This is a genomic window from Pseudalkalibacillus sp. Hm43, assembly GCF_054170705.1.
In genome coordinates this window covers 2,965,942-2,978,256 of sequence record NZ_CM135129.1, presented here as the reverse complement: position 1 = coordinate 2,978,256, position 12,315 = coordinate 2,965,942, and the positions used below count along the sequence as shown (strand labels likewise).

Annotated in this window: 13 protein-coding genes; 1 reads left to right on the top strand and 12 read right to left on the bottom strand. The window is 44.4% G+C overall.

Annotation, left to right across the window (positions count from 1 at the left end; translation table 11 throughout):
* Window positions 1–223: 223 nt before the first annotated feature.
* Complete coding sequence (gene secG / locus ACXQIQ_RS15515; protein WP_439302008.1) at window positions 224–439, bottom strand: preprotein translocase subunit SecG; 216 nt, start codon at window positions 437–439, stop codon at window positions 224–226.
* Between the two features lie 215 nt (window positions 440–654).
* Window positions 655–1,620: a UV DNA damage repair endonuclease UvsE gene (gene uvsE / locus ACXQIQ_RS15510; RefSeq protein WP_439301464.1), complete on the bottom strand. Its 966-nt coding sequence runs from the start codon at window positions 1,618–1,620 to the stop codon at window positions 655–657.
* A gap of 115 nt (window positions 1,621–1,735) precedes the next feature.
* Here uvsE and ACXQIQ_RS15505 point away from each other — a divergent pair, with 115 nt between their 5' ends.
* Window positions 1,736–1,915 (top strand): hypothetical protein, encoded by a 180-nt coding sequence (locus tag ACXQIQ_RS15505; protein WP_439301465.1) that lies wholly within the window; start codon window positions 1,736–1,738, stop codon window positions 1,913–1,915.
* Window positions 1,916–2,113: 198 nt separating this feature from the next.
* On the opposite strand, the gene eno is transcribed toward ACXQIQ_RS15505, so the two are convergent.
* The 10 genes from eno to ACXQIQ_RS15455 form a co-directional block, all read right to left on the bottom strand.
* On the bottom strand, window positions 2,114–3,403 hold the full coding sequence (gene eno, locus ACXQIQ_RS15500; protein WP_439301466.1) for a phosphopyruvate hydratase: 1,290 nt from the start codon (window positions 3,401–3,403) through the stop codon (window positions 2,114–2,116).
* A gap of 35 nt (window positions 3,404–3,438) precedes the next feature.
* Window positions 3,439–4,971 (bottom strand): 2,3-bisphosphoglycerate-independent phosphoglycerate mutase, encoded by a 1,533-nt coding sequence (gene gpmI / locus ACXQIQ_RS15495; RefSeq protein ID WP_439301467.1) that lies wholly within the window; start codon window positions 4,969–4,971, stop codon window positions 3,439–3,441.
* Window positions 4,964–5,725, bottom strand: a complete 762-nt coding sequence (tpiA, locus tag ACXQIQ_RS15490) for a triose-phosphate isomerase (protein WP_439301468.1) — start codon at window positions 5,723–5,725, stop codon at window positions 4,964–4,966. Before tpiA ends, gpmI begins: the two co-directional genes overlap by 8 nt.
* A gap of 41 nt (window positions 5,726–5,766) precedes the next feature.
* Complete coding sequence (locus ACXQIQ_RS15485; RefSeq protein WP_439301469.1) at window positions 5,767–6,951, bottom strand: phosphoglycerate kinase; 1,185 nt, start codon at window positions 6,949–6,951, stop codon at window positions 5,767–5,769.
* Between the two features lie 316 nt (window positions 6,952–7,267).
* The gene (gap, locus tag ACXQIQ_RS15480; protein ID WP_439301470.1) at window positions 7,268–8,275 is read right to left on the bottom strand and encodes a type I glyceraldehyde-3-phosphate dehydrogenase; all 1,008 of its coding nucleotides are present in this window, start codon (window positions 8,273–8,275) and stop codon (window positions 7,268–7,270) included.
* Window positions 8,276–8,337: 62 nt separating this feature from the next.
* Window positions 8,338–9,351 carry a sugar-binding transcriptional regulator gene (locus tag ACXQIQ_RS15475; RefSeq protein WP_439301471.1) on the bottom strand — a complete coding sequence of 338 codons (1,014 nt, stop codon included), beginning with the start codon at window positions 9,349–9,351 and terminating at the stop codon, window positions 8,338–8,340.
* A 138-nt stretch (window positions 9,352–9,489) separates the two neighbouring features.
* Window positions 9,490–9,732, bottom strand: coding sequence for a glutaredoxin family protein (locus ACXQIQ_RS15470; protein WP_439301472.1), 243 nt, complete (start codon window positions 9,730–9,732; stop codon window positions 9,490–9,492).
* Window positions 9,733–9,855: 123 nt separating this feature from the next.
* Entirely contained in the window at window positions 9,856–11,184 is a 1,329-nt protein-coding gene (gene rpoN, locus ACXQIQ_RS15465; RefSeq protein ID WP_439301473.1) for an RNA polymerase factor sigma-54, read from the bottom strand.
* 103 nt (window positions 11,185–11,287) lie between these two features.
* On the bottom strand, window positions 11,288–11,884 hold the full coding sequence (locus ACXQIQ_RS15460) for a cupredoxin domain-containing protein (RefSeq protein ID WP_439301474.1): 597 nt from the start codon (window positions 11,882–11,884) through the stop codon (window positions 11,288–11,290).
* Window positions 11,885–11,967: 83 nt separating this feature from the next.
* Window positions 11,968–12,210, bottom strand: coding sequence for a hypothetical protein (locus ACXQIQ_RS15455; RefSeq protein ID WP_439301475.1), 243 nt, complete (start codon window positions 12,208–12,210; stop codon window positions 11,968–11,970).
* Window positions 12,211–12,315 lie beyond the last annotated feature (105 nt).

Here is a 12,315-nt window from a genome sequence, read left to right as displayed (position 1 = left end):
TGCACATGGATGTGCTGACTTCGACGATATCACAGGACGTGATGTTTTTAGTCGAAGGGCCTTACTAGACGTAGGGAACTGGAAGACCGACGAGGAGGCTGTCGCCGCCACAGGAGGTCTGAAGTGATCCGAGTGACTTGGCGCTAAGCTAGACATCACATCTATGTAACCTGAAAATAAAGAAAACAGCAAGCGTGGAAACTTGCTGTTCTTCGTCGTTTTATTAATATACGTAACCTAAAAGAATCGTAAGAATGAAAAATAGTACAGCTAGAATGATCGTTGCCTTTTGGAAGACAGCGTCGATTCCGCGTGCTTTCTGCTTTCCAAACAATTGCTCCGCTCCACCTGTAATCGCACCGGAAAGTCCAGCACTCTTACCAGATTGAAGTACCACAATCGTAATTAAGGCAATCGCATTAATAATTAATAAGACCATCAAGAATGTTTCCACGTTAATCCACCTCCAGCGACACAAATCCAGTACTTTAAATGTACCACAACGAAGCTGACTGTTTCAACAAAATTTGAGATCGTGCCAGGTACCATTTTTAATCTCAAGCGCAGCAAAGGTTATTGGTCAGTGCCAGGCACTTTTCGGATAGCTTACAGTACCAGTACTTCATGAATAGTGCCTGGCACTGTAGGTCTTTTTTACTTCACGTAAAAGCTCGCGCCGTCAACGATTTCGACATTCGGATGATCCTTCAGATCTCTCATAAGTTGGAAGAGGGCTTCGTCCTTTTTCTTCGCTTCAATCATACAGTCGATCTGATCGACGCTACCTTTGATCTGATTCAAGAAGTCCATGAACATTTCAACATTGACATAGTCTGCATGTGAACGAAATTGCTTTTCACTCTTAGGGCTTGAGATATGCATCTTGACCGGTAAGGGTGAAGTCGACCACGATTTCACGACCCGCTCCCATTCTTCTTCCCAATGTTCGTTTTCATGGTGTGCGAGGTGATGGTGGTAATCGAAAACAAGTGGCACACCGAGCTTTTCACATAAATACAAAGTGTCTTCCAGATGAAAGGACTTGTCGTCGTTTTCAAGGATAATCATTTCTTGAACACCTGTCGGAATGAGCATCCAGTTATCAACGAACCTTTCCAGTGCAATCTGCCGGTCTCCATACATTCCCCCAACATGTAGCACGCATCGATGTGTCGGGTCTATAGACATTCCATCCAACAAACGTTTATGCAGCATGAGCGTTTTCACCGTCATCTTCAACACATCTTTTTTCGGCGTGTTAACTAGCACGAAATGGTCCGGATGGAAATCGACCCGCATGTCTTTTTCTTTTACAAATTCACCGATATCATGAAGCTCTTCGGTAATGGCATCCATGTAGTTCCAATCCGGAAGTTCTTCATAGGTTGCCAAGGGAACGAGTCTTGAAGTCATTCGGTAAAACTGGATGTCATGTGCCGCATTATGACGCAGGATTCTCAACGTGTTATGAAGATTGGCTCTCGTAATCCGCTCGAGCTTCAACATCGCCGCATCCCTGTTCTGAATGCTGTTGAAGTTTTTGATGGTCATCGTTTGGGATGGGGATGCATTTTGAAGGCTCAACGCCATTGCGACATATCCGAGACGAACAAGTGTCATATCTAAACTCCTCCGATTTCCTGTTACGGTTAGTATTGCCTAAATGTCATGGTAAATGATGATGAACATAATTTTTTCAGAGGAAACCATATTAGAAATATGGAGGTGTTCTGCAATGACAAAGAAAGATCCAAATATCGAAAAAAATAAAGAATTGCAAACGGCGACGAACCTGAACCCAGGATTCACCGTCCAAAGTGATGCCTTCCAACCGCTCGATATGCTCATTGAACAAGCCGACAGTGGGATCGAGCCCCAACGAAGCGATGTACATGCCGACAACGAAGACATGTAACGAGACTTTCGACCTTTAGTGTCAGGTACCGTTTCAGAACCGTTGCGTCGCAACGGGTTCAGAATGGTACCTGGCGGCACTCCCATAACAAAAGAGAACCCCAATTGGCGGCCGTCCAATCGGGGTTCTTCCTTGCATGATTCAGATCAGCAGTTGTGCTTCCACTTCCCTGAATGTGTGTTGCTTTATTTAAATAACTTACTTGTTGATGTTGTAGAATGCGTCTTTTCCAGCGTAGTAACCAGCGTAGTCGAGCTCGTCCTCGATACGTAGAAGCTGGTTGTACTTCGCTACACGGTCTGTACGAGATGGTGCACCCGTCTTAATTTGTCCAGCGTTTGTCGCAACCGCAATGTCAGCGATTGTGCTGTCTTCTGTTTCACCAGAACGGTGAGAGATGACTGCAGTGTATCCAGCGCGCTTCGCCATTTCGATTGCGTCGAATGTTTCTGTCAACGTACCGATTTGGTTTACTTTAATCAAGATGGAGTTACCAACGTTACGCTTGATACCTTCAGAAAGCTTCGCTGTATTCGTTACGAACAAGTCGTCACCGACAAGCTGTACTTTGTCTCCGATAGCAGCGGTAAGCTTTTCCCATCCGTCCCAGTCGTTTTCGTCAAGACCATCTTCAATGGAAACGATCGGATATTTCGAAGTAAGCTCTTCGTACCAAGCAACCATTTCTTCAGATGTTTTCGTAACACCTTCACCAGATAGATGATATTTGCCATCTTTATAAAGCTCAGAGGATGCAACATCCAATGCCAATTTCACTTCTTCGTCAGGCTTGTATCCTGCTTTTTCAATCGCTTCGATAATCGTAGAGATTGCTTCTTCGTTGGATCCTAGGTTCGGAGCGAATCCACCTTCATCACCAACAGCTGTGTTCAAGCCTTTTTCCTTCAATACTTTTTTCAACGTGTGGAAAATTTCAGCACCGACACGAAGCGCTTCACGGAAGGATTCCGCGCCAACTGGCATAACCATGAATTCTTGGATGTCCACGTTGTTGTCCGCGTGTTCTCCACCGTTCAAGATGTTCATCATTGGTGTTGGAAGAGATTTCGCGTTGAATCCGCCAAGGTAGTTGTAAAGCGGTACACCAAGGTGATCTGCTGCCGCGTGAGCAACTGCCATGGATACACCAAGGATTGCGTTAGCGCCTAGCTTACCTTTGTTTTCTGTTCCGTCAAGCTCAAGCAATTGCTTGTCGATTGCCACTTGATCAAGCGCGTCGAAGTAGACAAGCTCAGGAGCGATCACTTCGTTTACGTTGTTTACAGCGTTCAATACGCCTTTTCCGAGGTAACGGTCTTTGTCACCGTCACGTAGTTCAACTGCTTCGTACTCACCAGTTGAAGCTCCACTTGGTACAAGTGCGCGTCCACGAGCGCCGGACTCTAGCCATACTTCTACTTCTACTGTTGGGTTACCACGAGAATCTAATACTTCACGAGCAAAAATGTTAATGATACTTGATGGCATTACATTCATCTCCTTATTTTTAAAAAAGTATAGGTTTATTTAATCAGTGTTTTTCCTGTCATTTCTTTCGGCTGCTTACCTCCGAGAAGGTCAAGAACAGTCGGTGAAAGATCCGCTAAAATTCCATCTTCGCGGAGTTTCGCACCTTTCTTCGTCACGATGACAGGTACAGGGTTCGTCGTATGAGCTGTCATCGGGTTGCCTTCCTTCGTGATGACTTCATCTGAGTTTCCGTGGTCAGCTGTGATAATCGCTGCTCCATCTTTTTCTAAGATAAGATCGACAATTTTACCGAGACACTCATCAACCGTTTCGACCGCTTTGATCGTCGGCTCAAGCATTCCTGAGTGTCCGACCATGTCCGGGTTGGCAAAGTTCAAGATGATCACGTCATGCTTGTCCGCATTCAGTTCATCGAGCAATGCGTCCGTCACTTCATACGCACTCATTTCAGGCTTCAAATCGTATGTTGCGACTTTCGGCGAGTCGATTAAAATTCGCTCTTCACCCGGGAACTCGTTTTCACGACCGCCACTAAAGAAGAAAGTCACGTGCGGATACTTTTCCGTTTCCGCAATACGAAGCTGCTTGTAATCTTGCTGAGCAAGAACTTCTCCGAGTGTGTTATCGAGATTCGTCGGTTTGAATGCCACTTCACCATCGACCGTTTCACTGAACTGCGTCAAGCAGACGAAGTGCAAGTTTTCCGGACGACCTTCTCCACGATCGAAACCACGGAAGTCGTCGTTCGTGAATACTTGAGAAATTTGGATTGCACGGTCGGGACGGAAGTTGAAGAAGATGATCGCGTCATCGTCTTTAATCGTCGCAACCGGTGATCCATCGTCTTTCGTGATGACAGAAGGAAGGACGAACTCGTCGTAGATTTCATTTTTGTAAGAATCATCAACGACTTCGATCGGATTCGTATACGATGGGCCTTCACCGTAAGTCATCGCTCGGTACGACCGCTCCACACGATCCCAACGCTTGTCACGATCCATCGCATAATAACGACCAGATAGGGTTGCGATTTCACCCACACCATACTCGTTCATTTTTTCTTGTAGCGCAGAGATATACCCTTTTGCCGATTGTGGACCAACGTCACGTCCATCCAAGAATCCGTGGATATAGACCTTTTCAACGTTTTCTTCCTCAGCCAGCTTCAGCAACGCATATAAGTGATCGATATGACTGTGGATACCGCCATCGGATAACAGTCCGAAAACATGAAGGGCTGAATCCTTCTTCTTCACGTGATCCATCGCATCCAAGAAAGTTTGGTTTTCATAGAATTCGCCTTCTTTAATGGAAAGGTTCACACGAGTCAAGCTTTGATAAACAATTCGTCCAGCACCGATGTTCAAGTGCCCAACTTCGGAATTCCCCATTTGGCCGGGCGGAAGTCCGACCGCTTCTCCACATGCCTGTAGCTGGGCGTGCGGAAACTCGTTCCAATAACGGTCAAAGTTCGGCTTGTTCGCCTGGGCGACCGCATTCCCTTCTGTTTCATCCCGTAACGCAAACCCATCAAGAATGATGAGTGCGACTGGTTTTTTAGCCATTATGAACAACCTCCAACAACTGTAAGAAAGACTGTGGCTTCAAGCTTGCGCCACCAACAAGTGCACCGTCGATATCGGATTGGCTCATAAGATCTTCAATCGTTTCCGGTTTCACACTTCCACCGTACTGGATACGCACTTGGTCCGCAATCTCTTGAGAAAACTTCTCTGCAACCACTGTACGGATGTAAGCACAAACTTCGTTAGCATCTTCTGAAGTGGCTGATTTTCCAGTTCCAATCGCCCAGATCGGTTCATACGCAATGACGACGGTAGGCACTTGCTCTTCAGATAATCCGCTTAGCGCTTGCTCGACTTGCTTTTTCACGTGAGGCTTCGTTTCGTTGTTCTCACGCTGTTCGAGGGATTCCCCGACACAAACGATTGGTACAAGGTCATGCTTAAAGGCAGCGTGGACTTTTTTGTTGACGGATTCATTCGTCTCACCAAACATTTCACGACGTTCAGAGTGTCCGAGAATCACATATTCAACATTCATATCGTTCAGTGCATGTGGGCTGATTTCACCCGTAAATGCGCCGCTTTCTTCAAAGTGCATGTTTTGTGCCCCAATATGAAGTTTCGTCTCAGCTGTTTCATTTACAAGGGCATTCAGGAATAAAGCAGGTGCACAAATGACAGAATCGACTTTTTCTTCTGAAGGAATCAATTCTTTGATTTCCTTAACGAAGCTTTTTGATTCTTCGAGCGTTTTATGCATTTTCCAGTTTCCTGCGATAATCGGTTTACGCATCCTTTAAGGACCACCTTTCTTCAACTAGAGTTTCTGTAAAATTACTTGTCTTGTAGAGCTGCTACCCCTGGAAGAACTTTCCCTTCCATAAATTCAAGGGATGCTCCTCCACCTGTCGAGATGTGGCTCATTTGATCGGCATAGCCGAATTTCTCAACTGCTGCTGCGGAATCTCCGCCACCGATGACACTGTACGTGTCCTTTGCGTCAGCTAGAGCTTTTGCCACACCTTTTGTTCCATTTGCGAATGTATCAATCTCGAATACACCCATCGGTCCGTTCCAGATGACAAGCTTAGAGCCTTCAATCACGGACTCGTACTCTTCACGAGTAGCTGGTCCGATATCAAGCGCTTCCCAGTCAGATGGAATTTCGTCGATTGAGACGATTTTCGTGTTCGCGTCTCCAGAGAAATCATCCGCTACAATAACGTCTTTCGGCATGTAAAACTTCACGCCTTTTTGCTCCGCTTTTTCCATGAATGATTTCGCAAGATCGATCTTATCTTCTTCTAGTAATGACTTTCCGATGTCATAACCTAACGCTTTTACAAACGTGTATGCAAGACCGCCACCGATAATCAGGTTATCAACCTTGTCCAATAGATTGTCGATGACACCGATCTTGTCCTTTACTTTCGCTCCGCCAATGATCGCTGTGAATGGACGCTCTGGTTCAGCCAATGCTTTCCCAAGAACCTCTAATTCTTTCTCCATTAAAAGTCCAGCCACGCCAGGTAGGTGATGAGCGACGCCTTCAGTAGAAGCATGGGCACGGTGCGCAGCGCCAAACGCGTCATTGACGTAAACATCCGCCATGTCAGCGAATGCTTTTGCTAGTTCCGCGTCGTTCTTCTCTTCTCCAGCTTCGAATCGTACGTTTTCGATCAACAAGACGTCTCCATTGCTTAACCCGGAAATCGCTTTGTTGACTTCTCCACCATACACTTCGTCTGTTTTCGTCACTGTCTTGTTGAGTAGGTCGCTTAGACGCTTCGCCACAGGATCAAGGCGCAGTTCTTCTACTACTTGACCTTTTGGACGTCCTAAGTGACTTGCGAGAATGACTTTTGCTCCTTTTTCAACGAGAAGTTGAATCGTCGGCAGTGCTGCACGGATACGCGTGTCATCCGTCACTTCTCCATCCTTCATTGGCACGTTGAAGTCGACACGGCAGAACACTGTTTTCCCGTTTACATCGACATCGCGAATAGATTGTTTTTGCATTCGGAAAGCCTCCTTAAGTACATGAATTCAGTTAAATGTCCGATAAAAATTCAAATTGGTCAGATAAAAAGCGATTTAAGTCAGATATATTTCAACTTTTGTCAGATAAAAATCAAAACAGGTCAGAAATATACACAAACTTGTCCGATAAACATATCAGAATCGCTTTCCATCAGAACTTTCGTATATGGACATGTGAAAAGAGGAGTAAAAACTACCCCTCTTCCCCCACAATCTATATTCTATAGAAACTTGCGATTCAGGTACAGTTTTTCATAGTGAAAACTGCTCTGACCAAGTCTCATTTAGAGTTTTCTTACAAACCTTTAGATGCGATGAAAGCAACAAGGTCAACAACACGGTGAGAATATCCGCTTTCGTTGTCATACCAAGAAATTGCTTTAACCAAGTTTCCTTCCATAACCATAGTAGATTGAGCATCTACTGTAGAAGAATCAGGGTTGCCGTTGTAATCAGTTGATACGAGTGGCTCTTCGCTGTATCCAAGCACACCTTTCAAGTTTGTTTCAGAAGCTTCTTTCAATGCTGCGTTCACTTCTTCAACTGTTACATCTTTATCAAGCTCTGCTACAAGGTCAACAAGAGAAACGTTTGGAGTTGGAACACGCATAGCCATACCGTTCAACTTGCCTTCAAGCTCAGGAAGGACAAGGGATACCGCTTTTGCAGCACCAGTTGTTGTCGGGATGATGTTCTCTCCAGCCGCACGTGCACGACGGTAGTCCTTATGTGGTAGATCAAGGATTTGTTGGTCGTTCGTGTAAGAGTGAACTGTTGTCATCATTCCGCGTTTTAGACCGAACTTGTCATGCAATACTTTTGCAAGTGGTGCAAGACAGTTTGTCGTACAAGAAGCGTTAGAGATGACGTTGTGGCTAGCTGCATCGTACTTGTCTTCGTTCACACCAAGAACGACTGTGATGTCTTCGTCCTTCGCTGGTGCAGAGATGACAACTTTCTTAGCGCCGGCTTCAATGTGCTTCGCAGCATCGTCACGTTGTGTGAAACGTCCAGTAGATTCCACTACAATTTCAACACCAAGATCTCCCCAACCAAGTTGAGCTGGGTCACGCTCAGAAAGAACTTTGACTTCTTTACCATCTACAACAAGGTTTTCACCGTTTACTTCTACTTTCGCATCAAGCTTACCGTGAACTGTATCATATTGAAGTAGGTGTGCAAGCATGTTTGCATCTGTAAGGTCGTTTACTGCTACAACCTCAACGTCGTTGTTCTTAAGAGCTGCACGGAATACGTTACGTCCAATACGTCCAAAACCGTTAATACCAATCTTTGTTGCCATGTTAAAACTCCTCCTTGGAATGTGTATGTTAAGTAATAGTATCTGACAGAGTATGCCAGTCCTTAAATCAACTCTTTTGCTGCGCCTTCATCTGTTATCAGAATCTGACGCGGTCCGCGGTTCATGTAGGCTGCAATTGCATTCGCTTTACTACTGCCCCCTGCAACCGCAAAAATCGTTTTATCATCCGATAAGTCATCAAGCTGCAATCCGACAGTTTTCACTTTGTGGACGATGGATCCGTCCTTGTCGAAGTAGTAACCGAATGCTTCGGCAACGGCTTGATGTTTTTCAATTTCATGAAAAACGTTTTCGGATGATTTTCTGCGTTCTGCCATCGTTTTCGCTTCACCAATTCCGTGAATGACGATTTCAGCAGATCGGATCTGGTCCAGTACATCTTTTACACCAGGCTCTTCAATCAAGGATTGATACGACTCTTCGCTTAATTGATCTGGGACATGTAAGAGTCGATACTCTCCATTGGCTTTGCGCGCCATTGTCGAGCAGATCGTATTCGCCTGATTTTCAACCTGCTCCCCTAATCCGCCCCTTGCAGGGACAATCAGAGGTTTACTTTTATTCGGCAAGGGCTTCATCATTTCAGCCACAGCCGAAAGGGTCGTTCCTCCAGTAACAGCGATGGTTTTCTCGGTTTTCAGAAGCGGGAGAAGACGTTTGATTGCCGCTTTCCCCATTTCTTTTTTAACCCATTGATCTCGATCACTGTCACCTGGCACGATAATCACTTCTGCCAACTTTAATTTTTCCCGTAAACGCTCTTCTAAAACATGAAGTCCTGAAACTTCTTTCATAATATTTTCAAGTTCTAGGAGAATATGATTGCCTTCATCGGTCAATGTCATACCTGACGAGGCGATATTCAAGAGACCTTGTTTGCTCAGGAACTCCACTTCCGCCCGAAGCACCCTTTCCGTCTGTTGAAGGTTCGCTGCTAAGCTTCGCCTTCCGATCGGCTGGAGATATCGGACGTTCTGAAGGATGCGGTAGCGGTTTTGCATAACATCCATTAAATCTGGCAATAATTTTCGTTGTATTTCAATGATCGGCTCCATCGCAACTCCCCTTTATGAGAGTAAGTAGGACTATTTTTGTCCCGGTTAGTCATATTATGTCCCAATTCATGTAAAAAAATTTACTGCCCTTTCAATTAGTATAATAGCAAGTCTTTGAAAGGTGTTCAACTAATATAACTAAATAAATGTAAGTAAGCGTTTTCTTAAGGAAATTCGATCGATTTTACCATATTGCAGGTCTTCGCCAGCCACCTGTACAACCGGAATCATCAGGCCATAAGCCTCCAGCCACTCATCGTTTGAGTGAATGTCTCTTTCTTCTATTGTAAAACCAAGTTCCTCTTGCAGGTCCTCCAAGATGAGGAGCGCTTGATCGCAAAGCGGACAATTCTCTTTTGTGTAAAAATGAACGGTCAACATATGTAAGCTCCTTTGGTTCTCTTTTATTCCCTTATCGTTACCCGAAGATTCGTTTTCTGTGTTTTCGGGACACGATAAGCCTTATCCAAATGAAAAGATGGAACAGGTTTCGTTCCATCTTCATTATACTACAAGTGATTTTCGTTTGGATGAGGAAGGGATGCGTAATTCTTCCCGGTATTTCGCAACCGTTCGTCTCGAGATGTCGATTCCTTCTTTTTTCAGTTTGTCGGCGATCTTTTGGTCCGAGAGTGGCTTTTGTTTCTTTTCAGCTTCAACCAACCGCTGGATCTTGATTTTCACCTGGGCTGACGAAGTTTCTTCCGTATGATTCCCTTTATCCAGCTTCGAAGTGAACAGCGATTTCAACTGAATCGTCCCTTTCGGCGTCTGGATCGTCTTGTTTTTGACCGCTCGGCTGATGGTCGATTCGTGCACATCGATTGCTTGTGCGACTTCCTTCAACGTCATCGGCTTCAATGCCTCATACCCTTTTTCAAAAAAGGTGCGTTGCTTCTGAACGAGGAAATCCGCGAGATTTTGCAAAGTTTCCCTGCGCTGCTCTAGGCTTCGCTTCAACCATTCATACTTTTGCAGTTGTTTTTCCAAATAAGAGCGAGCATCCGAGTGACGTTTCATGATACGGAAATATCGATCATTCAAGGTCACCTCTGGAACCAGTTCCTCATTCATACGGATCTTGAATCCGCCGCTATCATCATTCTCAATGAAAAATTCCGGTTCGACCCACTCGCTGCGTTGTTTCGAGAAAGCGGAGCATGGTCTAGGGTTAAGCGAGCGAATGATCGCATCCGCCTTTTGGAGCTCCGACAACGAAATGCTCAACTTCTTGGAAAGCTGGCTGAACTTTTTATCCGCAAGATCCGGAAGATGATGTTCAATGATTTCCTGGACCACTGGCGATGTATCATCACCCGCTTTGTATTGTAAAAGAAGACATTCCGAAAGCGTGCGGGCACCGACACCGACGGGCTCTAACTGCTGGATGACTCCTAATGCCTTCTCGATCCTGTCCATCTCAATGCCGAGCTCTTCTTGCAAACATTCGAAACTGCAATCGAGATAGCCGTTTTCATCCAGGCAATAAATCATATACTCGACGATGGTCTTCTCCTCCTCCGGTATCTCGAGCCAGGTCAATTGACCGACTAAATATTGCGGAAGAGAAGGATCTTCTGATTTTACATAATAGATTGGATGAACTTCATCGTCTTCATAAAACCATGAGTCCTTGTCGAAAGTCGTAGGTTGGTCGACTTTATCTGTATGTGTGTCTCGTTCGATCAGTTCTATAATAGGATTCTCTAGTGCTTGTTGACGTAGAAAGTGAGCTAATTCAAGTGTTGGGTATTGTAAAATCGTGATTGCTTGCCGTAACTCGTTCGTCATGACAAGTTTCATCGATTGCGTTTGATATAGACCTAACTCCATAACAATACCTCCCTAACACCATCATATCAAAAATGTATGCGCTTTATCACTATGCAATATTTACAAAAAAAAGAGTGTCCGACAAATGAACACTCTAAACAATTTATTCTTCTACAATGATTGTTCCTTTCATACCGGCTTCTTTATGGCCAGGTACACTGCAGTAAAATTCAAACTCTCCTGTTTCTTTCGGAATGAATTTTATACTGACCGTTTGACCTGGCTTTGCATTCATGTGTAGCGTCTTTTTATGCTTTTCGTCACTGTGCGCAAAGGCTTTCTTTGTGCCTAATAGCCGATCGAGCATGGATGTCTGGTCTGGGTGATCGGGCATATCACTCATGAAGGTCATTTTAATCTCCATCTCATCTTCCACAAAATCGTGAAAGACTTGTCCATCATTCGTCATGACAAATTCATACTCTTGCCCTTTCTTTAAAGTGATTTGTGATGGCTCGAACTTCATTTCTGTTGCTGTAATTTCAATTGTATTGCCTTTTCGATCCGTTTCATGTGCTTTATCGCTGTTCTTGTCGGCTTGATTCGCATCGTCTTGGTCCTCATTCTTCAGTTCTTCATCAGTCGTTGCGGAGTCATCAGATTTCGGAGCATCTTCTTTTTCACCTGAACCGCACCCAACTAAGAAAGAGATCATGAGTATAGAAACGACCAAAAAAAATGTATTGCGTTTTAGTTGCATATTTTTCACTCCTGGACCTTGTTATTGGTCTAAAACTAACAAAGTTACTTTTAATATGCAAACGTTCAAAAATACAGATTGGATCACTTATTTTCATGATTTTCATGTTCAATTTCTGCATAACGCACTTGATGTTTATTGTCTTCTGAAATTTTTTGCCGGTCAAATGAAACTCTTCCCGACAACATGTCGTCATATGGAGTGTACTCATTATTCGGGAGTTTCTTCCGGCGGAACATTTTATATATGATCATTGCGGGGATAATAACGTACATCCCGAATGCGAGGGAAATTTGAAGAGTGTGGTACACTTGCTCGATGTCCATTCAACAACCCCCTTAAAAAAATATTTTTCCCGACATTTATACAGGACTTTACAAATTGTGATATAATTTAGTGTCAGTATGTAGTGTTGATATGGCATGTTTTTA

Bases quoted from the DNA above. Each gene is read 5' to 3' on its own strand.
- secG (WP_439302008.1), bottom strand. From the start codon at position 439: ATGGTCTTATTAATTATTAATGCGATTGCCTTAATTACGATTGTGGTA.
- uvsE (WP_439301464.1), bottom strand. From the start codon at position 1,620: ATGACACTTGTTCGTCTCGGATATGTCGCAATGGCGTTGAGCCTTCAA.
- ACXQIQ_RS15505 (WP_439301465.1), top strand. From the start codon at position 1,736: ATGACAAAGAAAGATCCAAATATCGAAAAAAATAAAGAATTGCAAACG.
- eno (WP_439301466.1), bottom strand. From the start codon at position 3,403: ATGCCATCAAGTATCATTAACATTTTTGCTCGTGAAGTATTAGATTCT.
- gpmI (WP_439301467.1), bottom strand. From the start codon at position 4,971: ATGGCTAAAAAACCAGTCGCACTCATCATTCTTGATGGGTTTGCGTTA.
- tpiA (WP_439301468.1), bottom strand. From the start codon at position 5,725: ATGCGTAAACCGATTATCGCAGGAAACTGGAAAATGCATAAAACGCTC.
- ACXQIQ_RS15485 (WP_439301469.1), bottom strand. From the start codon at position 6,951: ATGCAAAAACAATCTATTCGCGATGTCGATGTAAACGGGAAAACAGTG.
- gap (WP_439301470.1), bottom strand. From the start codon at position 8,275: ATGGCAACAAAGATTGGTATTAACGGTTTTGGACGTATTGGACGTAAC.
- ACXQIQ_RS15475 (WP_439301471.1), bottom strand. From the start codon at position 9,351: ATGGAGCCGATCATTGAAATACAACGAAAATTATTGCCAGATTTAATG.
- ACXQIQ_RS15470 (WP_439301472.1), bottom strand. From the start codon at position 9,732: ATGTTGACCGTTCATTTTTACACAAAAGAGAATTGTCCGCTTTGCGAT.
- rpoN (WP_439301473.1), bottom strand. From the start codon at position 11,184: ATGGAGTTAGGTCTATATCAAACGCAATCGATGAAACTTGTCATGACG.
- ACXQIQ_RS15460 (WP_439301474.1), bottom strand. From the start codon at position 11,884: ATGCAACTAAAACGCAATACATTTTTTTTGGTCGTTTCTATACTCATG.
- ACXQIQ_RS15455 (WP_439301475.1), bottom strand. From the start codon at position 12,210: ATGGACATCGAGCAAGTGTACCACACTCTTCAAATTTCCCTCGCATTC.